Origin of the sequence: Pseudomonas sp. BP11-1-1 (assembly GCF_052112105.1) — a bacterium.
In the GTDB taxonomy this organism is placed as follows: domain Bacteria; phylum Pseudomonadota; class Gammaproteobacteria; order Pseudomonadales; family Pseudomonadaceae; genus Aquipseudomonas; species Aquipseudomonas alvandae.
On the sequence record NZ_JAUTYU010000001.1, the window covers coordinates 528,444 to 553,865 of the forward strand.

Annotated in this window: 20 protein-coding genes; 8 read left to right on the forward strand and 12 right to left on the reverse strand. The window is 60.7% G+C overall.

The features are described 5' to 3' along the window. Positions 1 to 139 precede the first annotated feature (139 nt). The 3 genes from Q7C33_RS02325 (at position 140) to Q7C33_RS02335 (ending at position 3,309) form a co-directional block, all read left to right on the forward strand. Entirely contained in the window at positions 140 to 1,027 is an 888-nt protein-coding gene (locus Q7C33_RS02325; protein WP_407682767.1) for a nitrilase family protein, read from the forward strand. A 15-nt stretch (positions 1,028 to 1,042) separates the two neighbouring features. Then, positions 1,043 to 2,254 (forward strand): hypothetical protein, encoded by a 1,212-nt coding sequence (locus Q7C33_RS02330; RefSeq protein ID WP_407682768.1) that lies wholly within the window; start codon positions 1,043 to 1,045, stop codon positions 2,252 to 2,254. Between the two features lie 77 nt (positions 2,255 to 2,331). Further along, positions 2,332 to 3,309: an asparaginase gene (locus tag Q7C33_RS02335; RefSeq protein ID WP_407682769.1), complete on the forward strand. Its 978-nt coding sequence runs from the start codon at positions 2,332 to 2,334 to the stop codon at positions 3,307 to 3,309. Positions 3,310 to 3,451: 142 nt separating this feature from the next. Here the strand turns inward: Q7C33_RS02335 and zapE are convergent, their stop codons facing one another. From zapE to Q7C33_RS02350, 3 genes are all read right to left on the reverse strand, one after another. Beyond that, positions 3,452 to 4,546 carry a cell division protein ZapE gene (gene zapE / locus Q7C33_RS02340; protein WP_407682770.1) on the reverse strand — a complete coding sequence of 365 codons (1,095 nt, stop codon included), beginning with the start codon at positions 4,544 to 4,546 and terminating at the stop codon, positions 3,452 to 3,454. 101 nt (positions 4,547 to 4,647) lie between these two features. Continuing rightward, positions 4,648 to 6,003 (reverse strand): tryptophan--tRNA ligase, encoded by a 1,356-nt coding sequence (locus Q7C33_RS02345; RefSeq protein ID WP_323154504.1) that lies wholly within the window; start codon positions 6,001 to 6,003, stop codon positions 4,648 to 4,650. 24 nt (positions 6,004 to 6,027) lie between these two features. Beyond that, positions 6,028 to 6,657 (reverse strand): alpha/beta hydrolase, encoded by a 630-nt coding sequence (locus Q7C33_RS02350; RefSeq protein WP_258648959.1) that lies wholly within the window; start codon positions 6,655 to 6,657, stop codon positions 6,028 to 6,030. Positions 6,658 to 6,804: 147 nt separating this feature from the next. Between Q7C33_RS02350 and Q7C33_RS02355 the strand changes: the two genes are divergently transcribed. Further along, the gene (locus tag Q7C33_RS02355) at positions 6,805 to 7,242 is read left to right on the forward strand and encodes a ZapG family protein (protein ID WP_198796612.1); all 438 of its coding nucleotides are present in this window, start codon (positions 6,805 to 6,807) and stop codon (positions 7,240 to 7,242) included. Between the two features lie 253 nt (positions 7,243 to 7,495). On the opposite strand, the gene Q7C33_RS02360 is transcribed toward Q7C33_RS02355, so the two are convergent. The 8 genes from Q7C33_RS02360 to ehuR all read right to left on the reverse strand — a co-directional run bounded on the left by Q7C33_RS02360 (position 7,496) and on the right by ehuR (position 17,008). Further along, positions 7,496 to 8,881, reverse strand: a complete 1,386-nt coding sequence (locus tag Q7C33_RS02360) for an aspartate aminotransferase family protein (RefSeq protein WP_407682771.1) — start codon at positions 8,879 to 8,881, stop codon at positions 7,496 to 7,498. Next, positions 8,878 to 10,365, reverse strand: coding sequence for an NAD-dependent succinate-semialdehyde dehydrogenase (locus Q7C33_RS02365; protein ID WP_407682772.1), 1,488 nt, complete (start codon positions 10,363 to 10,365; stop codon positions 8,878 to 8,880). Before Q7C33_RS02365 ends, Q7C33_RS02360 begins: the two co-directional genes overlap by 4 nt. Before the next feature lie 130 nt (positions 10,366 to 10,495). Beyond that, complete coding sequence (locus Q7C33_RS02370; protein ID WP_198796615.1) at positions 10,496 to 10,975, reverse strand: Lrp/AsnC family transcriptional regulator; 480 nt, start codon at positions 10,973 to 10,975, stop codon at positions 10,496 to 10,498. Between the two features lie 200 nt (positions 10,976 to 11,175). Beyond that, on the reverse strand, positions 11,176 to 12,177 hold the full coding sequence (gene doeB / locus Q7C33_RS02375) for a N(2)-acetyl-L-2,4-diaminobutanoate deacetylase DoeB (RefSeq protein WP_407682773.1): 1,002 nt from the start codon (positions 12,175 to 12,177) through the stop codon (positions 11,176 to 11,178). Between the two features lie 3 nt (positions 12,178 to 12,180). Beyond that, positions 12,181 to 13,371 carry an ectoine hydrolase DoeA gene (doeA, locus tag Q7C33_RS02380; protein WP_323154501.1) on the reverse strand — a complete coding sequence of 397 codons (1,191 nt, stop codon included), beginning with the start codon at positions 13,369 to 13,371 and terminating at the stop codon, positions 12,181 to 12,183. A 38-nt stretch (positions 13,372 to 13,409) separates the two neighbouring features. Beyond that, a complete protein-coding gene (locus Q7C33_RS02385; RefSeq protein ID WP_407682774.1) occupies positions 13,410 to 14,402 on the reverse strand; it encodes a cyclodeaminase in 993 nt (330 codons plus the stop codon). 23 nt (positions 14,403 to 14,425) lie between these two features. Beyond that, on the reverse strand, positions 14,426 to 15,397 hold the full coding sequence (eutB, locus tag Q7C33_RS02390; protein ID WP_407682775.1) for a hydroxyectoine utilization dehydratase EutB: 972 nt from the start codon (positions 15,395 to 15,397) through the stop codon (positions 14,426 to 14,428). Positions 15,398 to 15,613: 216 nt separating this feature from the next. Next, positions 15,614 to 17,008: a MocR-like ectoine utilization transcription factor EhuR gene (gene ehuR, locus Q7C33_RS02395; RefSeq protein WP_030139938.1), complete on the reverse strand. Its 1,395-nt coding sequence runs from the start codon at positions 17,006 to 17,008 to the stop codon at positions 15,614 to 15,616. A 290-nt stretch (positions 17,009 to 17,298) separates the two neighbouring features. Between ehuR and ehuB the strand changes: the two genes are divergently transcribed. The 4 genes from ehuB (at position 17,299) to ehuA (ending at position 20,411) form a co-directional block, all read left to right on the forward strand. Then, complete coding sequence (gene ehuB, locus Q7C33_RS02400) at positions 17,299 to 18,156, forward strand: ectoine/hydroxyectoine ABC transporter substrate-binding protein EhuB (protein ID WP_258648942.1); 858 nt, start codon at positions 17,299 to 17,301, stop codon at positions 18,154 to 18,156. A 73-nt stretch (positions 18,157 to 18,229) separates the two neighbouring features. Continuing rightward, on the forward strand, positions 18,230 to 18,889 hold the full coding sequence (gene ehuC, locus Q7C33_RS02405; protein WP_030139936.1) for an ectoine/hydroxyectoine ABC transporter permease subunit EhuC: 660 nt from the start codon (positions 18,230 to 18,232) through the stop codon (positions 18,887 to 18,889). After that, a complete protein-coding gene (ehuD, locus tag Q7C33_RS02410) occupies positions 18,886 to 19,542 on the forward strand; it encodes an ectoine/hydroxyectoine ABC transporter permease subunit EhuD (protein WP_407682776.1) in 657 nt (218 codons plus the stop codon). The genes ehuC and ehuD overlap by 4 nt, the downstream gene beginning before the upstream one ends. Beyond that, entirely contained in the window at positions 19,542 to 20,411 is an 870-nt protein-coding gene (gene ehuA / locus Q7C33_RS02415; RefSeq protein WP_329957048.1) for an ectoine/hydroxyectoine ABC transporter ATP-binding protein EhuA, read from the forward strand. Before ehuD ends, ehuA begins: the two co-directional genes overlap by 1 nt. Before the next feature lie 117 nt (positions 20,412 to 20,528). On the opposite strand, the gene Q7C33_RS02420 is transcribed toward ehuA, so the two are convergent. Then, on the reverse strand, positions 20,529 to 25,406 hold the full coding sequence (locus Q7C33_RS02420) for a hypothetical protein (protein ID WP_407682777.1): 4,878 nt from the start codon (positions 25,404 to 25,406) through the stop codon (positions 20,529 to 20,531). Positions 25,407 to 25,422 lie beyond the last annotated feature (16 nt).

Here is a 25,422-nt window from a genome sequence, read left to right on the forward strand (position 1 = left end):
TCCCCCTAAAGCGTTCCAATGTCCATCTTCAGAAGTTGCCTACAACCTACAAGGAAACGGCCGACTTACATCCCTGCCTGTTTAGCCTCTTATACACACGCCAATACACAGCGTAATAACAATAAAAAGAGGTTATCCCATGAGCGAGCCAATCAGCCCTGTTCGTGTCGCCGTCGTGCAATTCGACCCACAGGTAGGCATCAATAATCGAGAAACCAATCTGCTGCGCAGCCTTGCGTTGGCCCAGGAAGCGGTCGAAGGCGGCGCCAACCTTGTCGTCCTGCCCGAGCTGTCGAATGCCGGCTATTTCTTCAGCAGCAGGCAGGACGCGTTCGAACACGCCGAGTCGGTCCCCGACGGGCGAAGCGTGCAGGCCTGGATCGATTTCGCCCGTCAGCAGCAAGTCTTCCTGGTAGCTGGTTTGGCGGAGCGCGAAGGAATGCGTCTCTTCAACACCGGCGTCCTGGTGGGGCCTGACGGCTTTATCGGCAAGTATCGAAAGGCGCATCTGTGGAATCTGGAAAAACTCTGGTTCACGCCAGGCGATATCGGCTTTCCAGTGTTCGAAACATCCATCGGCCGCATCGGACTATTGATCTGCTGGGACATCTGGTTTCCGGAAGTGCCGCGAATCCTCAGCCAGCAAGGCGCGGACATCATATGCAGTCTGAACAATTGGGTCTGGACACCACCGCCTCTGTTTGATGACGCCGGCAAATGCATGGCCTCGTACCTGACGATGACGGCTGCGCACATCAACAATGTCTTTATCGCAGCGGCTAGTCGCATAGGTGAAGAGCGCGGTGCCCGCTACCTGGGCTGCTCGCTGATCGCGGGCACCAATGGCTGGCCAATCGGTGCGGTGGCATCCGCCGACCAACAGGAAATCCTGTTTGCCGACATCGACCTGACCAGTTCCCGCAGCGCCGCCATCTGGAACAACCTGAACGACCTGCACCGCGATCGTAGAGCCGACCTTTACGATCAAATGCTTGGCTACACCCAGCACCCTTCTCTGCCGCGTTGATAAGGGTGCGATCCAATGGAAACCACAAGCAAAAAACTCGAACAACGCCAGTTGACCACCCGATCACAGCTGGACGTCGCCATCGTTCTGCTGATGCTCGGTGCCATAGCGCTGGTCATCTGGCTTTCATTCACACACCGCGCCTCGTGGCTCGCCCACTGGCCAGACTACAGTCACATGGTGTCGAACCTGCCGCAGCCCAGTGCCTGGCTACGCTGGGTGCTGGGGGATATCAGCGAGGTTGCGTTCTACAAGCATGAGTTCGCCTCTATCGGGCTACTCGCCGGGGCCTACCTCGCGTACCGGGCCAATCGGACCGGAAAAGCCTGGCAGGGTTTTTCCATCTGCTATGGCAGCGGCCTGTGGCCGTGGCTCGTCACCAGCTCATTGCTGGGGCTCTTGCTCAGTAACCTGTTGTGGGGCTGGACAGTGACCGCCACCGCTTGGCAGCCCACCTTCGCCGCTTTCGTTTCATTGCCAGCGGCCATGGTGCTGATGTTTGGAGGCGGCTGGAAGGTCGCGATCAATGGCGCAGTCATGGGCGCTTTGCTGGTCACACCCGCCTGCTTGTTGATCGTCAACTACGTCTGCAATCCGTTCGGATTACCCGTCGTGATTGGCAATGTCTCGGGCATGGCTGTCGCCAGCGTCATCGCCTTTCTGATCTGTCGCTACCAGCCGGGCCTGGTGAAGCCACAAGCATCGGCTGAACCATCCGAGCCACCACGAGCCTCACTTCCCGCCAAGACGCCGGATTACGGCGTCGTCTGGACGCTACGCCGGATCCTGGCGGATTTTTCCGAGGCACCATTCTTCGGCAATGAATGGGCCAGCCTCGGCCTGATAGCGGGTGCATTGCTGGCCTACAGCTTGAGCCCGATGAGCCCAGCCTACGGCTCGGGGTTGCTGCCCCAATTGATCGGTGCGCAAGCATTGACCTCGGCACTGGGCGTGGTGATCTGGCGTAGACAATGGATATTGCGCGGCTGGTATCCCACCTACGTTCCATTGGTTTCAGTGGTTCCGGCGGCGTTGTTGACCTACGGCGACAGTTGGCAGGTGATCGTTTCAAGCGCCTTGCTGGGTGCTTTGATTGCGCCGCCACTGGCGTGCGCCATTGCCAAGCGGGTGCCTGCGGACATGCATCCTTTCATCGCCAATGTGCTGTCCATGGCCATTAGCACCGTGCTGATCATTCCGTTTATCGGACTGCTGATCCCCCTCTGATTCCTTCATCCCTTGGCTGTATTGCGGCCTTGAGACTCGGCGCATACAGCCATTCTTATTGAAAGTGAGGTATTTGCATGAACCTGCCAAAACTGGCCATCGCGTCACTCGGCGGCACCGTCAGCATGCAGGCCCGGGCCACCGGAGAAGGCGTGGTCCCGACTGTCAGCGGCGCAACCCTGCTGGCTTCAATACCGGAGCTGAGGTCACACGCCCACGTCACCGTCGAAACGCTGGGAATGTTGCCCAGCGCTTCATTGGATTTCGAGTATCTTCTGAGTGTTCTCTGTTGGGCGAAATATCAGATCGAGCAGGGGGCAGTGGGTATTGTCATCACTCAAGGTACCGATACGCTGGAAGAAGCCGCTACGTTTTTTGATTTTCTATGGGACCACGACGAACCCTTGGTTCTCACTGGTGCGATGCGTTCAGCGGCCCAGGCAGGGGCCGACGGACCGGGAAACCTGTTGGACGCCTGTCGAGTTGGCTTGGCCAAGAACAGCCGGCGACGAGGCGTGCAGGTGGTGATGAACGGGCAGATTCATTCGGCGCATGCGGTTCGCAAAAGCGATTCAATGGGGTTGCAGGCTTTTTCTTCGCCCAACCTGGGCCCGGCCGGTCTGCTGGTGGAAAACGCAGTTCGCTATTTGCATCCTGCACGACAGCGCAGTGTCTTGCCCTCTCCGCAACACACGACACACAAGGTCGCCTTGTTAGAAGCGGCACTGTCTGCCGACACCTTGCTGCTGGAGAACGTTCTTGCACTGGGCTACGAGGGGCTGGTCATTGCTGGTTTCGGTGCAGGGCACCTTTCTGGAACTTGGGCTGAGGCGATCGATACCATAGCCGACAAGATCCCAGTCATCGTTGCCACTCGCTGTGGCTCCGGCTCCACGGCTCGCTCAACTTACGGGTTCAAGGGTGGCGAAATGGACTTGATACGAAGAGGCGCTTCGATGGCTGGCTTTGCCTGTCCGCGCAAAGCGAGGATTCTCTTGTGGTTATTGATCGGGTGCCAGCGACAGGACGACTTGGCTCGCTATATGTCGTTTTAGCGGTATTGGGGCTTGGATAAACCGTTGTGGCGCGAGGGGCTGCTGCGCAACCCAGCGGGAGCAAGCTCCCTCGCCACAAGTTATTTTGCTGCCCTTGAATGAACAGCAACGCCCCAATCGCCAGGCCTTTATTGCGAATTCCTTAAGGCTTGTGCGCCCGCGACAGGAATTCGTGGGATTGCATTTCCAGCAACCGGCTCAAGGTCCGTTGGAACTCGAACGTCAGGCGACCACCGGTATAGAGATCCTTGAGTTCGACTTCCGCCGAAATGATCAGCTTCACGTTGCGGTCGTAGAACTCGTCGACCATGTTGATGAAGCGACGGGCGATGTCGTCGGTGGTGACGCTCATCTGCTCGACATTACTCAGCAGCACGGCGTGGAAGATCTTGCCCAGTTCGATGTAGTCGTTCTGGCTGCGCGGGCCGTCGCACAGTTCGCGGAAGTCGAACCAGGCGACGTCGTCGCAGGTGCGGATGGCGCGGATCTTGCGATTTTCGATGATCAGCTCGTCGTTTTCGATCGCCTGGGTGCATTCCGGCGTGAGCGCGCGGAAGCTCTTGCGCAGGCTTTCTTCGGCGGCAGCGTCCAATGGGAAATGGAACAGCTCCGCTTGCTCAAGATGACGCAGGCGATAGTCCACGCCGCTATCGACGTTGACGACTTCGGTGTGCTCCTTGATCAGCTTGATGGCTGGCAGGAAGCGCGCCCGTTGCAGGCCGTCCTTGTAGAGGCCATCGGGCACGATGTTCGAGGTGGCGACCAACGTCACGCCATTCTTGAACAGTTCTTCCATCAGCGTGCCGAGGATCATGGCGTCGGTGATGTCGGAAACGAAGAATTCATCGAAGCAGATCACCCGGGTTTCGGCGGCGAAACGCTTGGCGATGATGGTCAGCGGGTTCTTTTCGCCGCCCAGGGTTTTCATTTCCTCGTGCACGCGCTTCATGAAGCGGTGGAAGTGCGTCCGCGTCTTTTCCTTGAACGGCAGCGCTTCGAAGAAGGTGTCCACCAGGTAGGTCTTGCCACGGCCGACACCACCCCAGAAATACAGGCCCTTGACCGGTGCCTGGTCTTTCTTGCCGAACAGTTTGCCCAACAAACCCGGTTTGTTGTTCGACGCGGCGATCAGGTCGTCGTACAGGCGCTGCAAGTGCCGCACGGCCGTTTCCTGGGCTGCGTCGTGGAAGAATTCCGGGCGTTTCAGATCAGCTTGATATCGTTCTAGGGGCGTCATATTCGTTAGCAAGGCAACAAAAACGGGCCGTCACTGTAGCGATGGCCCAGAAGAATGGCAATCGGCCCTTATTCGGGCCGATGGTCGGGTAACGCCTTCGGTCAGTCCTGGGCAGGCGTCAGTGCCACGCGCAACGCGTCGATGGCTGCATCCCGGGCGGCACTGTCAGCGAACGCAGGGCTCTGGGCCACGCATGCGCCGTCGAGCCAGACGCTGAAACCCAGGTCGTCGCTGCGCACGTCCAAGGGTTGGCCGGACTGCAATTGCTTGGTCACCTGCCCGGCGGTCTTGCCGTCGGCAAAGTTGTTCGAGAGCAACAGTTGCTCGCCCTCGGCGGAAAGCAGGCGGAAGCGAAAACTGCCGTCCTCGTCGCGGAAGCTGACAAAACGGGCTGCCTTGGCCGCTTTCTTTTTGGTCTGGGTCGTCACCTGGACCTGGCTGACAAACGAGCGCAGGCCAACCGCCTCGCGCAGCTCGTTGAGGAACGGCGTGGCCACGGCCCGGGCTTTCTTGGCGCCCAGTTGCAGGATGTCCTCAAGGTCCGATGGACGCTCGATGAACTGGTGATAACGCTCGCGCGCTTCACCCAACTGGTCATCGAGCAATTGGAACAGGCGATTCTTCGCCTCGCCCCATCCCAGGCCCTGCAGCAGTTCGCTGCGGAATTCGGCGGACTGTTCGGCAGTGGCGAAGGCCTGGAACAGGGTGAACAGGTGCGAGTTGTCCGGGTCCTTGGCTTCGCCCGGGGCGCGGGAGTCGGTGACGATTCGCGAGATCGCGTCCTTCATGTCCTTGGCGCTGCTGAACAACGGGATGGTGTTGTCGTAGCTCTTGGACATTTTGCGACCATCGAGGCCCGGCAGCGTGGCGACGCTCTCCTCGATCAGCGCCTCGGGCATGGTGAAGAACTCCTTGCCCTGGCCGAACAGGTGGTTGAAGCGCTGGCCAATGTCACGGGCCATTTCCACGTGCTGGATCTGGTCGCGACCGACCGGCACCTTGTGGGCGTTGAACATCAGGATGTCGGCCGCCATCAACACCGGGTAGCTGTACAGCCCCATGGTGATGCCGGCGTCCGGGTCTTCGCCGGCCTCGACGTTCTTGTCCACCGACGCCTTGTAGGCGTGGGCGCGGTTGAGCAGGCCCTTGGCGGCGACGCAGGTCAGCAGCCAGGTCAGCTCCGGGATTTCAGGAATGTCGGACTGGCGATAGAACGTCACGCGGTCCACGTCCAGGCCACCGGCCAACCAGGTCGCAGCGATTTCCAGGCGCGAACGCTGGATGCGCAGCGGGTCATCGCATTTGATCAGGGCGTGGTAGTCGGCCAGGAAGTAGAACGAATCGGCGTTGCTGTCGCGGCTGGCGAGGATCGCCGGACGGATGGCGCCGGCATAGTTGCCCAGGTGCGGGGTGCCGGTGGTGGTGATGCCGGTCAGGATACGGGTACGCGTCGTCATGGGTTATCGCTTGTCAGACTGCTGTCAATTCGAGAGGCGCGGCAGGAGCAGATCCTTGAGATCGGTCAGCTTGCCATGAAAAAAGTGTCCGCATTCTGCCACTTTCAGCAGCTCATGGGGGCGTTGGAGCGCGTCAGACCATGCGTAGACCAGTTGCGGATCGACCACTTCGTCGGTTTCCGGCTGGATCACGGTCAGCTCACCATCTGTCGGCAAGGGCGATTGCTCATCCAGGCGCATCACCGCCGGTGCCACCATGAACAGGTGCTTGAGCGGTTGGCCCTGGGCTTCCAGGCGCCCGCCCAGGGTTGCGGCAACGAAGCCGCCAAAGGAGAAACCGAACAGGGTCAGGGGCAGGCCCGGGTGTTTTTCCAGCAGCCAGGCGGCTGCGGCCTGGGCGTCGTCCACTTCGCCGGTGCCCATGTCATGGCTGCCGGCGCTGGCGCCGACGCCGCGATAATTGAAACGCAACGTAACCAGACCGGCATCGCGGGCGGTGCGCTGCAGGGTCGAAACCACTTTGTTGAGCATGGTCCCGCCCTGCACCGGGTTCGGGTGGCAGATCAGCGCCAGGCCACGGGGCGCCTCGCTGTCCAGGTACAACGCTTCCAGTTGGCCCACCGGGCCATCGATGACTACAGGGGTTTCGCGCATAAGCAAGGAAAGAACTCCGTGACCCCGAATAGGGTCGACTCGTCTAGCTAAAAGTCTGTGCCTGGCATCATTGCGATGTTCTTCGCGGTATACAGCGCAGGTCCGAGCCGTTAACGTAAAGCAAAGCCGTTTATAGAGGAAGGACTCGTGGAACACTCGCTCTTAGTTTGGCTGTTGCCGACTCTTGCCCTGGTTGCCGGTGTCGCCATTGGATTCCTGCTTGCCCGCCTGCTGCCGAACGCGGTGCCCAACAGCACCCAACGTCAGCTGGACGACATCCAGGAACGTTTCGACAGTTACCAGAATGAAGTGGTCACTCACTTCAACAGCACCGCTTCCCTGGTAAAAAAACTCACCCAGAGCTACCAGGAAGTCCAGGATCACCTGTCCGAGGGCGCCAATCGCCTGGCCCTGGACGAGCAGACTCGCCAACGCCTGCTGGCTGCCCTGCAGGCCGATGCGGCACAGAGCCCGCGGGAACGCCTGACCCCACCGAAAGGGATCCAGGAACCACCACGGGACTACGCGCCGAAGGCCCCGAATTCGCCCGGCATGCTCGATGAGCATTACGGTTTGAAGAAGTAATTTCCGAGCGACACCCAAAAGCCCGCCCGATCACATGATCGGGCGGGCTTTTTATTGGTTCCAATTTCCTATTTCAATTTGATCCCCCGTGGCGAGGGAGCTTGCTCCCGCTGGGCTGCGAAGCAGCCCTATAGCAGCGAACTCGATTTTCCTGGCATACCGAGTTGCCTGGTTTTGGGGCCGCTTCGCGGCCCAGCGGGAGCAAGCTCCCTCGCCACAGGTTATTTGTGTCCTGAAGTATTGTGAACTCAGTTCAAGCCAACACCTCACCCGCCACCTGATCGATAGCGCCTTTGGTGATGTCGACGATCAGGTCCGCCTCTTCGCGGGTGAGGATCAGCGGTGGGGCGAAGCCCAGGATGTCGCCGTGGGGCATGGCGCGGGCGATCATGCCGCGTTCCAGGCAGGCGGCCGAGACCTTGGGGCCGACCTTGAGTGCCGGGTCGAACGCTGTGCGCTGTTCACGGTCGGCCATGAACTCCACCGCCGCCAGCATGCCATCTCCGCGTACCTCGCCCACCAACGGATGACCTTCGAGGGTTTCGCGCAACCGACGATTCAAGTAGCCGCCCACATCCTCGGCGTTGGCCGTAAGGTTTTCCCGCTCGAGGATGTCGAGGTTGGCCAGCGCCGCCGCCGCGCAGATCGGATGCCCGGAATAGGTCCAGCCGTGGCCCATGGCTCCTTCGGCCTGGGAAGCTTTTTCAATCACGCTCCAGACTTTTTCGCCGATGATCACCGCCGACAACGGTGCATAGGCACTGGTCAGGCCTTTGGCGGTGGTGATCAGGTCCGGCTTCATGCCGTAGCGCTGGCTGCCCATTTTCGAACCCAGGCGCCCGAACGCGCACACCACTTCATCAGCAATCAACAACACGTCGTATTTCTTCAGGACGGCCTGAATCGCATCCCAATAACCGGCGGGCGGAACGATGATGCCACCGGTGCCCATCAACGGCTCGCCGATAAACGCCGCCACGGTGTCGGGACCTTCAGCAAGAATCAATTTCTCCAGCTCATCGGCGCAATAGCGCACGAAGGCCGCTTCGTCCATGCCCGCCGGGGCCTTGCGATACCAGTGTGGGCAGACGGTGTGCTTGACCCCCTCCGCCGGCAGGTCGAAGTGCTGGTGAAACGCTGGGAGCCCGGTCAGGCTGCCGGTCATGATGCCCGAGCCGTGGTAGCCACGGTCCCGGGAAATGATTTTCTTCTTCTGCGGCCGGCCCAGCACGTTGTTGTAGTAACGCACCAGTTTGATCTGGGTTTCGTTGGCGTCGGAACCGGACAACCCGTAATAAACCTTCTTCATCCCTTCCGGCGCCCAGTCCATGATGCGGCTGGACAGCTCAATGATCGCCTCGCTCGAATGGCCGACGTAGGTGTGGTAGTAGGCCAGTTCCTTGGCCTGTTTGTAGATGGCGTCAGCCACCTCGGTACGCCCGTAGCCGATGTTCACGCAGTACAGACCAGCAAAGGCGTCGATGAACTCACGCCCTTCGTGATCGCGAATGCGGATGCCCGACGCGCTCTTGATGATTCGTCCCTTGAGCGCGCCGCTGGCGTGGTCATGGGCGTGAGTCGACGGGTGCATGAAATGCGCACGGTCTTGTTCGAACAGCGTGTTGAGTTCTTGGCTCATGCGGATTCTCCTGGGAACTGGCCTTGATGGTGCAGGCAAAAGTATTTGGTTTCGACAAAGGGCTCGAAGCCCTCGGTGCCGCCCTCGCGGCCGAGGCCGGAGGCTTTCATGCCACCGAAGGGAATCGGGTGGCCGGTGAACTTGACGCCGTTGACCGCGACCATGGCGTGGTCGAGACGGCGGATCAGCGGGTAAATGACATCCAGGCGATTGGAGCAAATATAGGCGGCCAGTCCGTACTCGGTGTCGTTGGCCATTTCGACGGCTTCGTCCAAGGTGTCGAACGGCATCACCCCGGCGATGGGCGCGAAATTTTCTTCACGGTAGATGCGCATCTGCGGCGTGACATCGGCCAGCACAGTGGGTTGGTAGAACAACCCGCCCAAGGCATGTGTTTCACCGCCCACCAGGCGTTGAGCACCCAACGCCAGGGCATCGGCGACGCGGTCGGCGGTCGCATCGAACGCGGCCTGATGCATCAATGGGCCGACGTCCACCTCCTGTTCCTGCTGATCGACCATGGCCGGGCCGACGCGCAAGGCGCGCACAGCTGCGGTGAAGCGAGTGAGAAAAGCCTGGTACACCGGACGCTGGACCATGATTCGGTTGGCCGCGCAGCAATCCTGGCCCGAGGTCTGGAATTTCGCCTCCACGGCGACCTTCACCGCCAGGGCCAGGTCGGCATCCGCGCAGACAATGAACGGCGCGTTGCCGCCCAGCTCCAGCGCGACTTTCTTCACGTCGTGGGCCGCCGCTTGCAACACCAGCTTCCCGACCCGGGTCGAGCCGGTGAAGCTCACCGAGCGTACGCGACTGTCCTTGACCAGGGTTTCCATGGCCATTTGCGGCTCGCCCAGGACCACGTTGAAGACCCCGGCAGGGAAGCCGGCTTCTTCGGCCAATTGTGCCAACGCCAAGGCCGAGTACGGTGTTTCGTGGGCCGGCTTGATCACCACGGTGCAACCAGCAGCCAACGCGGCGGCGGCCTTGCGGGTGATCATGGCCGACGGGAAATTCCACGGCGTGAGCAGCGCACAAACCCCCACCGGTTCCTTGACCGTGCCAAGGTGCGCATTCGGGATATGGCTGGGAATGTTCTGGCCGTACAGGCGCCGAGCTTCCTCGGCGAACCAAGGAATAAAGCTGGCGGCATAAGCGATTTCGCCACGGGACTCGGCCAAGGGCTTGCCCTGTTCCAGGCTGAGAATTCGCGCCAAGTCCTCGCTGTGCTCGGTGATCAACGCCGCCCAGCGCCGCAAGATGGCGCCGCGCGTCTCCAGGCTTTGTTCGCGCCACAAAGGAAATGCGCGATGCGCCGCGTCCACCGCCGCGACGATCTGCGATTGATCAAGCATCGGTACATGACCGATGACGGTGCGGTTGGCAGGGTTGTGGACGGCCACGCTGTGGCCGCTGTCGCTGTGGACCCAATGGCCGTCGACATAGCAAAGCGCTTTGAACAGCAGCGGGTGTTGATAAGGCATGACGTTCACTCCAGAGCGTGTGCGTGAATCCATGCTAGGGCAGCGACGCTTGGGTTTTCGGATGTTCGAGCGGGGTCAGACCTTGGTTTTTTTCTGGAAAGAACCTGCCGGAAAGCGTTTTCTGCGGTGCTCAGGCGGATGACACCAGCTCCGCCGGCAACGCACCGGCGGTCTTGATGGTCTTGGTGACGATGTAGGTGAAGTAGCGTTCGATGCCGAGGTCTTCGAGCAGCAGTTGATCGACAAAACGCTGGTAGGCATCGACGTCCGGCGCCTGGATCATCGCCAGGTAATCGACACCGCCGCCGGTGGCGTAACAGAACGCCACTTCGGGCGCGGCGATCATGCGTTGTTCGAAACGACGCATGTCCTGGGCGGTGTGCCGGGCCAGGGTGATTTCCACCAACACCTGCTGACGCTTGAACACCGCAGCCCAATCGATCTGCGCTCGATAACCGACAATCAAGCCCGCCGCTTCCAACTTGCGCACCCGCTCCCAGGCCGGCGTGACCGACAGGTTGATGGCCTCGGCCAGGCTCGACTTGGTGATCCGCCCGTCGTCGGCGAGGATCTGCAGGATCTTCAGGTCGTAGCGATCGAGCTTGTGCATGGGCCGTGGGCTCCGGGTAGTTACAGAAAACTTCCAGACATACATCAATTGTGGCGAGGGGATTTATCCCCGCTGGGTTGCGCAGCGACCCCAAAACCTGACACCTCGGTATGCCTGGAAAATCGAGTCCGCAGTTTTGGGGCTGCTTCGCAACCCAGCGGGGATAAATCCCCTCGCCACAAAGGTCATGCGCAGCCTGATCAAGCCAACACATCCGCAATCACCGCCAACGTATCGCCACACTGCACCAGCCCGGGAAAATGCCGGGCCGCCAGCAAGCCGCTGCGGGCGGCGCGGTATTCCACCGGGGCGACGCCGCTGCGGGCAGTGTCATGAATACGCGCTACTACCTCGCCCTGGGTGACGTTTTCACCAAGGTCGCGGCACATCTCCAGCAAACCGTTGTGCTCACTGGCAATGAAGCAACTGGCGTCCGGCATGTCGAGCACCAGCGAAGGCTGCAGCTCGATCGAGCCCCGCAAAATGCCAGCGTGGATCAACAGGTTGCGCACCCCACGCTCGGCAATCGCCACGCTGCGAGCGGTGGAAGAACCACCGCCGCCCAGCTCGGTGGTGACGAACACCTTGCCCTGGGATTCGGCGGCCGTGTCGTACATCGACCCGGCGTCCAGCTCCAGCATGCGCATGCAATACGGTGCGTTGAACGCCAGCATGCCGGCCTCGCAGCGCGCCTGTTGCTGTTTGTCCGGCAAGACGTGGCAGGCGGCGAACGGCAGGAAATCCAGGGTCCGGCCGCCGGAATGGATGTCCAGCACAATGTCGGCCAAGGGCAGTAGGGTGCGGTTGAAATAGTCGGCGATTTTCTCGGTGACCGTGCCGTCGGGCCTACCGGGAAAACTGCGATTGAGGTTGCCCTTGTCGATCGGCGAAGTCCGGCGCCCGGCATGGAAGGCCGGGGTGTTCATGAACGGCACGATGATCACCCGCCCGCTGACCTCTTCAGCGGTCAGCTGCTGGGCCAGCTTGCTCAGCGCCACCGGACCTTCGTATTCATCGCCGTGGTTGCCACCGCTGAGCAGCGCAGTCGGGCCGCTGCCGCGCTGGATCACGGTGATGGGAATCATCACCGCGCCCCAGGCCGAATCGTCCCGTGAATACGGGAGCTTGAGAAAACCGTGCTGCACGCCTGCGCGGCTGAAGTCGACCGTGGCAATGATGGGATTGCTGGGCATTTCGCTCATGGGTCAATCCTTCACGAACAGTTGACGAGGCACGTTGCACAGCGTCTCGACGCCGGTCTCGGTGATCAGGATGCTCTCGGTGATTTCCAGGCCCCAATCATCCATCCACAGCCCCGGCATGAAGTGGAAGGTCATGCCCGGTTGCAACACGCTGTTGTCACCGGGTCGCAGGCTCATGGTGCGCTCGCCCCAATCCGGTGGATAACTGATACCGATGGGGTAGCCGCAACGGCTGTCCTTGTGGATGCCGAATTTCTCCAGCACCTTGAAAAACGCCACGGCGATGTCGCCCGTGGTGTTCCCCGGCTTGGCCGCGTCCAGGCCTGCGGCGATGCCTTCGACCACGGCTTTTTCACCGTCGAGGAAATGCTGCGGCGGCTTGCCCAGGTAAATCGTGCGCGACAGCGGGCAGTGGTAACGCTTGTAGCAACCGGCGATTTCAAAGAAGGTGCCGGCGCCCCGTTCGAACGGCGAATCGTCCCAGGTCAGGTGCGGCGCGCTGGCGTCGGCCCCGGTGGGCAACAGCGGCACGATGGCCGGGTAGTCGCCGCCGTGGCCGTCGGCACCGAGGATGCCGCTGCTGTAGATCTCGGCCACCAGTTCGTTCTTGCGCATGCCCGGTTCGATCCGTTCGAGAATCCGGCCGTGCATGTTCTCGACGATGCGCGCAGCGATGCGCATGTAGGCGATTTCCTGGGGCGACTTGACCGCACGCTGCCAGTTCACCAGGCCCACTGCGTCCACCAGTTTCGCCTCGGGCAGATGCTTTTGCAGCGACAGGTAGGCGGCGGCGCTGAAGTAGTAGTTGTCCATTTCCACGCCGATGGACAGGGCGCCCCAGCCACGGGCGATGATCACCTCGCGGGACAGGTAGTCCATCGGATGGCGCTCGCGAGACTGCACGTAGATGTCCGGGTAGCCAACGATGTTATCGGCCTGCATGAACACCGTGCGCCTGGCACCGTTGGCATCCTGGCCGCGGCCGAACCACACGGGCTCGCCGTCCAGCGCCAACAGCACGCATTGGTGCACATAAAACGACCAACCGTCATAGCCGGTGAGCCAGGCCATGTTCGACGGATCGGTGACCAGCAGCAGCTCAAGGCCCTGGGCCTGCATGGCTGCGCGAACCTTCGCCAGGCGCTGGGCGTATTCCTCCCGCTGGAACGGAAGATTGACGACTATCTCTGACATCCACCTGCCCTCTGTTCAAATGACTCGTGAAAAAAGATCTAGCGCCCGAACGCAAAACCCTTCCCTGCCGCCCGCGCCCGCTCGAAAGCGAGATTGGCGATAGCGGTGTCCTGGGCGCCGGTGCCGGTGAGGTCGCACAGCGTCACTTGCGCCGCATCGGAACGCCCGATTCGCTGCCCCGCCAACACCCGCCCCAGCTCCAACAATGCGAGGTCATCGCGAACGGTGCCGGCCACCAGGGCGTGGTGCAGTTCACCGAGCACGCGGGTCTGGCTCAAGCGGTCGGCGACATAGCAGTCGACCGCCGCCAAGGCTTGCGGGGAAATTTCGTTCTTGTGCTCCGCGTCCGATCCCATCGCCGTGATGTGTAGGCCCGGATGTAAATGGCGAGCTTCGATCAACGGCTCACGACTCGGGGTGCAAGTGATGGCGATGTCCACGCCTTCCATGGCGTCATCGATGGAGGCGCACGGCGTAACGGCAATCCCGCTGTCGCGAGCGAGTTCGGCACTGAACGCCCGGGCCTTTTGCGCATCCCGCGCCCAGACCCGCACCTCGTCGATCGGTCGCACCAGCCGCAGCGCCTGGAGCTGCAATGCCGCCTGTTCGCCGGCACCGATCAGCGCCACGCTGCGGCTGTCCTCACGGGACAGGCAACGCGCCGCCACCGCCCCGGCCGCGGCGGTGCGCACGGCGGTGAGGTAACCGTTGTCCAGCAACAGCGCCTCCAGCAAACCGGTGCGTGCCGAGAGCAGCATCATCATGCCGTTCAGGCTGGGCAGGCCAAGCTTGGGGTTGTCGAAAAAACCCGGGCTGACCTTGATGGCGAAGCGTTCCAGGCCCGGCAGGTAAGCGGTCTTTACGTCCACTTCGCCGTTGTACTCGGGAATGTCCAATCGCAGGATCGGCGGCATCGCCACGGCGGCGGTGGCCAGCAGCACGAACGCCTGCTCGACGGCGTCGATGCTCGCCAGGTCGAGGGCCACGCAACTGCGCAGGTCGGCTTCGCTCAATAGGGTGACTTCACTCATGACAGGCTCCGTTCAACGGGTTATCAGGCGTTGGCGCCAGCGATCACGCGGGCATGGTGTTCGGTGTCGACGTTGCGGCCGCTGACCACCACCACGATGGGGCCACGCGGTTCGACCAGGCCGTCGAGCAGCGCCGCGATGCCGACCACGGCGGCGCCTTCGAGCACCAGGCGTTCGTGGTGATAGGCATGGCGCAGGCCGTTAGCGATGGAGGCCTCCGAAAGCAGGTGCAGGTCATCGATCAACTGTCGGGTCATGGCGAAGGTGAAGCGATTGTCCAGGCCGATGCCGCCCCCGAGGGAGTCGGCCAGCGTCGGCAGTTCTTCGACGTCGACGGGCTTCCCGGCGGCAAGGCTGGCGTGCATCGCCGCGCCTCGGGCCATGCTGATGCCGTGGACCTGAATCGCTGGATTGGCGCTTTTCAGGGCCAGGGCAACCCCGGCGAACAGGCCGCCACCGGACAACGGAACGAGCACCTGGGCCACGTCCGGTTGCTGTTCGAGGATTTCCAGGCCGAGGGTGCCTTGGCCGGCGATGATCGCGGGATGATCGAAGGGCGGCAGGAAAGTCGCGCCCTGCTCGCTCGCGATACGCTCGGCTTCGCGCTGGGCATCGTCCTGGGATTGGCCGACGATGCACACCTCGGCGCCTAAATCGCGAATCGCCTGCACCTTGTTGGCCGGCACCAGGTTCGAGAGGCAGACCATCGCCCGGACGCCCTGCTGCGAGGCAGCATAAGCGAGCGCCCGGCCATGATTGCCGGTCGAAGCCGTGACGACGCCTCGGGCTTTCTGTTCGGCGCTGAGCTGCGCCACCGCATTGCTCGCACCGCGCAGCTTGAAGCTGCCGGTGATTTGCAGGGCTTCCAGCTTGAGGTACACCGGCACCCCCATCCGTCGCGACAGGCTGGGGGAATGCTCCATGGGCGTGCGCCTGACCTGCGACTCGATGCGCTGGCGAGCGAGGAAAATGTCCTGAAGCTGCAATCCTGTCATGACCGCGTCCCGAGCAGATGTGTTGGGCGCAGTCTAAGAGGGCCGGATTGTGGTGATGAATGTACTAGGGCAATTTAGTGATGAAGTTCCAAAGTCACCACAAATCCCTTGTGGGAGCGAGCTTGCTCGCGATGGGGCCCTCACATTCAACATCTTTGCCGACTGCTACACCGCTATCGCGAGCAAGCTCGCTCCCACAGGGAATGGTGTGGTGCATCAGAAATCATGAATCTGCGGGTACTGGTTGAAGATCTGCCGCATGCCGATCAGTGCATGGCGCATTTCTTCATCGCTGCATTCGGCACCGACGCAGACCCGCACCGCGCGGGGCCTTGGTGTGCCGCGCACGGTGAACGGATCGGGGGACGTGACGGCGATGTGCTTATGCCTTAGCGCCCGCACCAGGCTGTCGACTTCCCAGTGGGGCGGAATGCCGATCCATGCGTTCAAGGCATGAGGATGCTGGGCCAACACATGTTCGCCCATGTGCTCGGTGACCATCGCCTGGCGTCCGGCCAACAGGCGCCTTTGCAGATGCAGCAGTGAGTCGGCGCGACCGTCGCGGATCCAGCGTGCGGCGATCTCCGAGACCATCGGCGTGGCCATCCAACTGTTCACCCGCAGGATGCTCTCGGTGCGCAACGCCAGGCGCTTGGGCACCACCAGATAGCCAATCCGCAACCCGGTGAGCACCGACTTGGTCATGCTCGTGCAGTAAAACGACAGCTCCGGCAGGTAATGGCTGATAGGCGGCGCCCGTCGTTCGTCCAGCAGCGGACCGTAAACATCGTCTTCGATGATGTGCACGCCAAAGCGTCGGGCGATCTCGGCGATCTCCCGGCGGCGGGCGTCGGGCATCAGGCTGGTGGTGGGGTTGTTCAGGTTCGGCGTGCACACCAGCGCGGTGATGCGCTCGTTGCTGCACATGTCTTCGAAGTGTTCGGGATCGATGCCATGGCGGTCAGTGTCCAGCCCCTTGAGGGTGAAGCCCAGCACCTGGGAATTGCCGATCACGCCGTGGTCGGTCAGCCCTTCGCAGAGCACCACATCGTCGGGACCGGCGAGGGAGGCCAGAGCGAGGAAGATGCCATGGGCGGCGCCATTGGTTATCAGTACATCGTTGCGATCGACTTTCAGCCCCTGTCGGCCGATCCATTGCGCCGCCGCTTCGCGATGGGATTCAAAACCGGCTATCGGACGAAACGCGTGGATCCATGGCTGGTCCTCTTCGGTACTCAGCTCGGCACAGGTGTCGCGCCAGCACTGATCGTGCTCGCGGGTATGCAGGATGCGCGTGATGGAAAAATCCACCAGCGCCCGCTCGGGGCTGTCGAGGATATAGGTGGCGACCCGATCACTCATGCGCCGCGAGACGAAACTGCCGCGCCCGACTTCGCAGCGGACCAGCCCTTGGCGCTCCAACTCCTTGTAGGCATTGGTGACGGTCTGCACGCTGATGCCCATGGCGTCGGCCACCTGCCGTTGCGGCGGCAGGCGCTGGTCATTGGCCAGGGTTCCCTGTTCGATGTCGTCGGCGATGGCCTGCACCAGGATCTTGTATTTGGATTCACCGCTGCGGGCGAGGTCCAGGGCTGACTTCCACTTATCCATAACGGCTGCAACCGGCGTGAGAACGGGTGCGCACAGCATTGCGCGGCCATCGCGGCAATGCAATTGTCCTAGTGCAATACAATCCGCGCCGGGGCTTTTGTATGCTCGGTCCAAGGTCGTTATCCAGGCGGGTGCATTGCCCCGACAAAAAGCCGGACCGACCTGTACCGGCGCCATTCCCGATCTCAGGCCATGCCCGGATCCGCCGTTGTACGTTTTGCTCTTGTCACACTGCCTCCTAACACAGAACCGTCCGCTGACGGATCCACAAGAAACAGGAGATTTTATCGATGAGCAATTTTCTTCCCCGCACTTGCACACCTTTGCGCCGGCTCTTGTTGACCTGTGCCGTGCTTGGCCTGGCCAGCAGCGTCCAGGCGGCGACCCTGGATACCGTCAAGAGCAACAGCAGCATCCGCATCGGCTACGCCAACGAAACCCCGTTTGCCTTCACCGAAACCGACGGCACCGTCACCGGTGAATCGCCGGAGATCGCCAAGATCATCTTCGCCAAGATGGGCATCAAGCAGGTTAATGGCGTGCTCACCGAGTGGGGCTCGCTGATTCCTGGCCTGCGCGCCGGTCGCTTCGACGTGATCGCCGCCGGCATGTACATCACCCCGGCGCGCTGCAAACAGGTGTTGTTCACCGATCCGCAATACCAATTGCCCGACGCCTTGTTGGTAGCCAAGGGCAATCCGAAAAAACTCCACAGCTATGAAGACATTGCCAAGCAACCGGACGTGAAGCTGGCGATCATGGCCGGCACGGTGAACCTGGCCTATGCCCGCGATTCCGGGGTAAAGGATGAACAGATCCTGCAGGTCCCCGACACCACCGCGCAATTGCAAGCCGTGCGCGCCGGTCGCGCCGACGCCGCCGTCGGCACGCAACTGACCATGAAGGGCCTGGCCGCCAAGGGCGGTGACAAGGTCGAGGCGATGACCGAATTCAAGGACGACCCGTCCCACATCGGCTACGGTGCGCTGGCCTTCCGCCCCGAAGACAAGGACCTGCGCGACGCGGTCAACGCCGAGCTGAAAAAGTGGCTGGGTTCGGAAGAACACCTCAAGGCCGTCGCGCCGTTCGGTTTCGACAAATCCAACGTCACCAGCAAGACCGCGGCCGAGCTCTGCGCTCAGCCCTGACGGCACGCCGAAACGGGCATGACGCACAGCGCGTAATGCCTGTTCCCCGCTTCATCGGACATCGGGTTGAACCATGGGCGAATTACTTCCGTTATTGATTCAAGGGGCCTGGGTCACGCTGCAAGTGACCTTCTTCGGCTCGCTGCTGGCGATTGTCGCGGCGGTACTCGCAGCCCTCGGGCGCCTGTCGCCGTGGCGCGCGTTGCGCTGGTTTTCGATTACCTACATCGAAGTGTTCCGAGGGACGTCGCTGCTGGTGCAGTTGTTCTGGCTGTTTTTCGTGCTGCCGCTGCCCCCCTTCAATGTCGAACTGAGCCCTTACGCCGTGGCGATCGTCGGCCTGGGCCTGCACATTGGTGCGTATGGGGCCGAGGTGATGCGCGGCGCCATCAGTTCGGTCGCCAAGGGCCAATACGAAGCCTGCACGGCGCTGAACTTCAGTGCCTTCACACGCTTCAAACGAATCATCCTGCCCCAGGCGTTGTTGGCGGCGATTCCGCCGGGCACCAATCTGCTTATCGAGCTGCTGAAGAACACCTCGTTGGTCTCGCTGATCACCTTATCCGACCTGAGCTTCCGGGCGCGCCAGTTGGATCAGGCGACATTCCAGACCCTGGAAATCTTCAGCCTGGCGCTGGTGATGTATTTCATCCTCGCCCAGGCCATCAACTTCGGCATGCGCAACATCGAGCGGCGACTGAGCCGGGGCCGGATGCGTGGAGGTCTGTCATGACGCTGTTCGACTGGTCCTACGCCGCGCAAATCCTGCCGGACCTGCTGCGCGCCTCCCTCAACACCGTGGGCATTACCCTGATCGGTTTCCTGATCGCGATTGTCCTGGGGCTGTTCCTGGCGATTGGCCGGCGCAGTCGCAAATTCTGGCTGTCGTGGCCGGCCACAGCGGTGATTGAGTTCATCCGCAGCACGCCGCTGCTGATCCAGGTGTATTTCCTCTACTACGTGCTGCCCAACTACGGCTTGAACCTGACGGCCATGCAAGTCGGCATCCTCGGTATCGGCCTGCACTATGCCTGCTACATCGCCGAGGTCTATCGCAGCGGTCTCGACGCGGTGCCGCGGGCGCAGTGGGAAGCGGTGACGGCGTTGAACATCGCGCCGTACGACGCCTACCGCAACATCATCCTGCCCCAGGCGCTGCGACCGATCGTGCCGCCGCTGGGCAACTACCTGGTGGCGATGCTCAAGGACACGCCGGTGCTGTCGGCGATCACCGTGGTGGAAATCATGCAGCAGGCCAAGAACATCGGCTCCGAAAATTTCCGCTACCTGGAACCGATCACCATGGTCGGCCTGTTCTTCCTCGCCCTGAGCCTCGCCTTGGCTTATCTGGTACGGCGCCTTGAAACGCGCATGGAGCTACGCTAATGACTTTACCTCTGTCCTCGCCCACCGATTTGTCCCGGCGCAGCACGCTGGCGTCGCAGCAGGAGGCCCCGGCCATGCAGATTCCGACACCGTCCCGGCCGATTGTGAGTTTCCAGGACGTGACCAAAAGCTACGGCAGCTTCACGGTGCTCGACCATCTGAACCTGGATGTCGCCCCCGGTGAAAAGGTCGCGATCATCGGCCCCAGCGGCTCGGGCAAATCCACGCTGTTGCGGGTGTTGATGACCCTGGAAGGCATCGACCAGGGCCAGATCCGCGTCGAGGATGACTCACTGACCCACATGCCCAACCGCAACGGCGTGCTGGTGCCGGCCAACGACCGACACATCCGCCGGGTGCGCGGCAAGATCGGCATGGTGTTCCAGAGCTTCAACCTGTTCCCCCACATGACCGCGCTGCAGAACGTGATCGAGGCGCCGGTGCAGGTGTTGGGCATGAACCCGAAAGAAGCCCGGGAGCGCGCCGCCGACCTGCTGGAACTGGTGGGCCTGGGCAACAAGCTCGACCACTACCCGTCGCAGTTGTCCGGCGGCCAGCAACAACGGGTGGCGATTGCCCGGGCACTGGCGATGCGGCCGAAAGTGATGCTGTTCGATGAAGTGACCTCGGCGCTGGATCCGGAACTGTGCGGAGAAGTATTGAACGTGATCCGCAAACTGGGTGCCGAGCACAACCTGACGATGCTGATGGTGACCCACCAGATGGGGTTTGCGCGGGAGTTCGCGGACCGGGTGTGCTTCTTCTACAAAGGCCAGATTCATGAACAAGGCACGCCGGCGCAGATTTTCGAGAACCCGCAGCAGGAGCGTACGTGTGCGTTCTTGAGTGCGGTAAAAGAGGCAAACTAACCCTACCCACTGGCGAGAACCCTGGTGTGGCGAGGGGATTTAGCGAAACGTCGCACCGCCCCGCTGGGCTGCAAAGCAGCCCTCAAAGCCAGACATCCAGTGTGTCCTCTTGATTTCCTATAAGAAAATTGGAGGATCCTCAGGGTCTGTCTCCGTTTCCCCCGACGCAGAAGGTGCGACATTGAAGGTGCGTGTGTTTGAATATAGCGGGCTGCCGCCGTTGGAAGATCTAACGTAGAGTCGATGCTCGCCCGAACCAAAGCTTGGGATAACGCGCCATGCACCGTCCGATGAAACACTGATCGTTATTCTGTAAGCCAGGTTGTCATACAAATCGACTGAAGTGGCAACGCTCGCTCGCCCCCAAAGCGATACCATCGGAAATTCGGTGATGCCGTTCTCCTGAATTTCTCTACCGAGATGGTCTTTGATACTCATAAAAGTTAGAGGATTTTTGACGGTATAAGTCCGCGGCGGGAAGTCCGTAGCCTGCGTCTCGTCAGTAATCTGACCGAAGGCAACCTTGAACTCCACCGTTAGCGTGCTGCCGTCGCCCAGCTCCAGCAAGTACTTGGAGATTTCAGACTTCCTGTAATAACCCTGGGTCAGCCAGATCTCGCTGACCATTGGGCCCGGCGGTATCCAGATATTGTGGTTGTGCTCAGCCCCATCGGCCTTATAGCCTTTCAAGCGCATCCACAAGTGCTGGCCGATCGCGATATGCGGCCAGTTGTCGACCTGTATCTCGATTTTATTCAACACGTTTTTAATATACAGTTCATCACCGTTGCCGTTATCCGCAGCCAGAAGAATACGCGGCCGGCTTGGCATCAGCGCACTGTTAGCCAACGTGCCTACAGTCAGCAACAACCCAGAGGACTGCGGCTTCACTCCACTGGTACGCTTGACGATGTAGGTGACCCCCACCGGCCTGCCCAAATTGAAGGCAATCACCGACACCGGCATCTCGATCTCCCGGTTGTCGGGCAGCGCTTGCCAGGCAGTAGTGGGGGACCCGCCCCCGGGAGCACCGGCCCATATCACACTGACCTGATCGCCATGCTGGATACCGTAGTCCGGAATCACCACCGTCAGCGCATCCTTAGCCTCCATAGGGTTCAGTAGCTGGAAGGGAGCACTGCCCATGGCCTGTTTGACGCCAGGGGCAGTCGCATAGAATGCCGAGCGGATGGTATAAGTGCGCGACGGTAACGGAGTGGCCTGTACTTCGTCTTCGCTTTTATCAAACGCGACCTTGAACTCAATTGTCAGGGTGCTGCCATCCTTCAGTTCCTTCAGCTCTGTATCTATGACTGTGGCGTTCAAGGCATTGCCGTTGAATTCGCTCTGCGTAACCTTTGATGGCGGCTTCCAGATCGTTTTCTCGTACGAGCCATCGACCTTAGTGCCCTTCAGGCGCAGCCACACATATTGGCCCGCCGCAATGTGCGGCCAACCTTCAATACGCACTCTGGCATTTCCCCACAAACTGCCTATATCCAATTCGCCGCTCTGATCGGCCTCGAGGATGCGCGGTTGACTCGGCATCAGCGCGCTCTCAGCCAACGTGGCCACAGCCAGCGTCAAGGCAGCGGATGGTGGCTTCACTCCACTGCTACGCTTGACGATGTAGGTGACCGTCACCGATCGGCCAAGGTTATAGGCGATTACCGACACAGGAATTTCTATTTCCCGGTTGCCAGGCAGTGCTTGCATTTCAGTGGTAAGGGAACCGCCCCCGGTACTACCGGCCCAGGTAACGCTGACTTCATCACCGGATTGGATACCGTAGTCTGGAATGACCACCGTCAGCTCGTTCTTAGCCGCCACTGGGTCCAGTTGCTGGGTGGAGCCACTGCCCGTGGCCTGTTTGACGCCAGGGGCAGTCGCATTGAATGCCGAGCGGATGGTATAAGTGCGCGACGGTAACGAGGTGGCCTGTGCTTCGACTTCGCTTTTATCAAACGCGACCTTGAACTCAATTGTCAGGGTGCTGCCATCCTTCAGTTCCTTCAGCTCTGTCTCTATGACTGTGGCGTTCAAGGCATTGTCGTTGAATTCGCTCTGTGTAACCTTTGATGGCGGCTTCCAGATCGTTTTCTCGTACGAGCCATCGACCTTAGTGCCCTTCAGGCGCAGCCACACATATTGGCCCGCCGCAATGTGCGGCCAACCTTCAATACGCACTCTGGCATTTCCCGACAAAGTGCCTATATCCAATTCGCCGCTCTGATCGGCCTCGAGGATGCGCGGTTGACTCGGCATCAGCGCGCTCTCAGCCAACGTGGCCACAGCCAGCGTCAAGGCAGCGGATGGTGGCTTCACTCCACTGCTACGCTTGACGATGTAGGTGACCGTCACCGATCTGCCAAGGTTATAGGCGATTACCGACACAGGAATTTCTATTTCACAGTTGTCAGGCAGTGCTTGCATTTCAGTGGTAAGGGAACCGCCCCCGGTACTACCGGCCCAGGTAACGCTGACTTCATCACCGGATAGGATACCGTAGTCTGGAATGACCACCGTCAGCTCGTTCTTAGCCGCCACTGGGTCCAGTTGCTGGGTGGAGCCACTGCCCGTGGCCTGTTTGACGCCAGGGGCAGTCGCATTGAATGCCGAGCGGATGGTATAAGTGCGCGACGGTAACGAGGTGGCCTGTGCTTCGACTTCGCTTTTATCAAACGCGACCTTGAACTCAATTGTCAGGGTGCTGCCATCCTTCAGTTCCTTCAGCTCTGTCTCTATGACTGTGGCGTTCAAGACATTGCCGTTGAATTCGCTCTGTGTAACCTTTGATGGCGGCTTCCAGATCGTTTTCTCGTACGAGCCATCGACCTTAGTGCCCTTCAGGCGCAGCCACACATATTGGCCCGCCGCAATGTGCGGCCAACCTTCAATACGCACTCTGGCATTTCCCGAAAAACTGCCTATATCCAATTCGCCGCTCTGATCGGCCTCGAGGATGCGCGGTTGACTCGGCATCAGCGCATTCTCCAGCAAGGCGCTCACATTCAACGTGAGCGAATCCGGTGCCGGCAGCGACGTGCTACCACGCGTCACCGTATAGGTAACCGTCACCGGCTTGCCCAGGGCGTAGGCGATCAACCCCACCGGCAGTTCGATCGTCTTCTGCCCGACGGTTCCCACCTCAACCGGTACCGTACTGTGTGATCCCTCCTCCGGGCTACCCGTCGCACCGGTCCAGGTGACGCTGATCTGGTCGGTGCTCCGCATGTCATCGTAGTGCGGCACTACCGCCGTCAGATTGGCCACCGCCGCAAGCGGATCGAGCTGATTGCCATCCGCCTCGGCGATTGTCAAGGCAGGCAAACGGTTGGTAGTTCCCGTCCAGGTCGGCGATTGTTTGAAGCGAACGCAGTCGAGGCTCAGGGTAAAGTCACCAATATCGTCGCTTGACGTCGTAACTGTCCAAGTGAGGCCATCCTCGACCAGCGTTCGAGCCTGCGTCGGCTCAACTTGCAGCCTTGACTGATCGACGGTGAGCGTCAGGTCCTCACCCGTCAACACACTGTCGGAGCTGGGTTTGAGCTTCAGTTCGTAAGACTGGCCGGGCAGTATCAGCCAAGGATCGTCGGGCGAAATCTCCTCTCCGTCGACACTCAGTTCGAACTGTGCCCATTTACGGGTAGGGATGGTCTTGATGTCGAAGACTTGCGCATGCCTATCGGCCTCGGACTTGTAAGGGCTGTCGATGGTCGCGACCAACTGGGCATCGCCAGTGGGTTGGTAGACATAGGCAGACCAACCATCAGGCCGAGTGGGAATGGTGGTCAGTAGCTCGTCATCATGACGCCATTGCACGTCGATACCAGGCTCAATCTCATCGGAAACGGTGTAACGAACCTTGACATGAAGATCGATGGTCTCGTCTTCCGCCACGCTTGGCCAGAAGTCCCGCAGGATGTGCCTGACGATATCAAGCTTGTAGGGCCCGACGATGCAGGCCAACGTTTCATGGGGCGGGGCGTGATAGACACTTTCAAAGCGCAGGGTGGCAGTTTTGCCATCAACGCTGGCATCGCCAGCATCACCATCGTTACGAATTTCCCAGCCCGTGGCGATAGGCTGGGCATCATCATCGTCGTCAGGTTCGGTCGGCGTCACTTGCAGCCAGGCCTGCCCGGCCTCGTCCTGATTGGTGAAGGACGCGTAGGCGCTGGTGCCTTTATAAACCCCGCCGCCGGCCCAGCCGCAGTCTTCAGCCACCGGCAAGTCAAGGTGATGCGTCCCTCCCCCCCGGCAGATCGGCATATAGGCACGGCCGTCTTTTTCCACCCAATAGCGTGCGCTGACGCCATCCAATTCGGGCATGGGTTGATCGGTGGTCAGTTGCAACGGTTTAAGGTGCAGGAATAACGACACACCGAAGGCCACTTCGGGAGCGACATCCGATCCCTGGGCCTTGCCGGAAAAATGCAACTCACCACGACCACCCGGCCAACCAGGCTCTTGGGCGACAGGCTGGTCGTTTTCTGGCCCGCTCGTGATATCGACATCAGGGCTGGATGGATCGAACAGTCCGGATTGAAAGGCCAGGACAGCTTTTGGCTGGTTGTTCTCGTTGTTCAGAACGATCGTTTCGTCGCAGGTCAACCAGTCTCGTGGCTGCTCCACGCCTTCTCTCATGTTGCTCGTGTGCAACTCGTATTCCCAGTAATGCGCCCTGGCGTTGAAGTACGCCCGCACTTTAGGATTTTCGCTCGACCGTTGTGTCGGTTGATAAAGAAACCTGACTTGATACCCGTCCTCTGCCGTCAGGTTAAGGTCGACTGGCAGATCGAATTCGATCGAGGCCTCCGCCGCGCCATAGAGATAGACAAAACGGCGTTGGATGTCGGGGCTCATTACATAGACGAGATCGGCACCGTCGTCGTTCCCGGGTGCGCGCCTCGTCCATTGCGAAGGCCAAGTACTCGTGAGCAAATCGCCTGCTTCTCCCAGCAAGTTGCGCTCGATTTTTTTCTGCACGCTCATGTCCACGCTCCCTGAC

Coding starts and splice junctions, on each gene's coding strand:
- Q7C33_RS02325 (WP_407682767.1), top strand. CDS start 140: ATGAGCGAGCCAATCAGCCCTGTTCGTGTCGCCGTCGTGCAATTCGAC.
- Q7C33_RS02330 (WP_407682768.1), top strand. CDS start 1,043: ATGGAAACCACAAGCAAAAAACTCGAACAACGCCAGTTGACCACCCGA.
- Q7C33_RS02335 (WP_407682769.1), top strand. CDS start 2,332: ATGAACCTGCCAAAACTGGCCATCGCGTCACTCGGCGGCACCGTCAGC.
- zapE (WP_407682770.1), bottom strand. CDS start 4,546: ATGACGCCCCTAGAACGATATCAAGCTGATCTGAAACGCCCGGAATTC.
- Q7C33_RS02345 (WP_323154504.1), bottom strand. CDS start 6,003: ATGACGACGCGTACCCGTATCCTGACCGGCATCACCACCACCGGCACC.
- Q7C33_RS02350 (WP_258648959.1), bottom strand. CDS start 6,657: ATGCGCGAAACCCCTGTAGTCATCGATGGCCCGGTGGGCCAACTGGAA.
- Q7C33_RS02360 (WP_407682771.1), bottom strand. CDS start 8,881: ATGAGCCAAGAACTCAACACGCTGTTCGAACAAGACCGTGCGCATTTC.
- Q7C33_RS02365 (WP_407682772.1), bottom strand. CDS start 10,365: ATGCCTTATCAACACCCGCTGCTGTTCAAAGCGCTTTGCTATGTCGAC.
- Q7C33_RS02370 (WP_198796615.1), bottom strand. CDS start 10,975: ATGCACAAGCTCGATCGCTACGACCTGAAGATCCTGCAGATCCTCGCC.
- doeB (WP_407682773.1), bottom strand. CDS start 12,177: ATGAGCGAAATGCCCAGCAATCCCATCATTGCCACGGTCGACTTCAGC.
- doeA (WP_323154501.1), bottom strand. CDS start 13,371: ATGTCAGAGATAGTCGTCAATCTTCCGTTCCAGCGGGAGGAATACGCC.
- Q7C33_RS02385 (WP_407682774.1), bottom strand. CDS start 14,402: ATGAGTGAAGTCACCCTATTGAGCGAAGCCGACCTGCGCAGTTGCGTG.
- eutB (WP_407682775.1), bottom strand. CDS start 15,397: ATGACAGGATTGCAGCTTCAGGACATTTTCCTCGCTCGCCAGCGCATC.
- ehuR (WP_030139938.1), bottom strand. CDS start 17,008: ATGGATAAGTGGAAGTCAGCCCTGGACCTCGCCCGCAGCGGTGAATCC.
- ehuB (WP_258648942.1), top strand. CDS start 17,299: ATGAGCAATTTTCTTCCCCGCACTTGCACACCTTTGCGCCGGCTCTTG.
- ehuC (WP_030139936.1), top strand. CDS start 18,230: ATGGGCGAATTACTTCCGTTATTGATTCAAGGGGCCTGGGTCACGCTG.
- ehuD (WP_407682776.1), top strand. CDS start 18,886: ATGACGCTGTTCGACTGGTCCTACGCCGCGCAAATCCTGCCGGACCTG.
- ehuA (WP_329957048.1), top strand. CDS start 19,542: ATGACTTTACCTCTGTCCTCGCCCACCGATTTGTCCCGGCGCAGCACG.
- Q7C33_RS02420 (WP_407682777.1), bottom strand. CDS start 25,406: ATGAGCGTGCAGAAAAAAATCGAGCGCAACTTGCTGGGAGAAGCAGGC.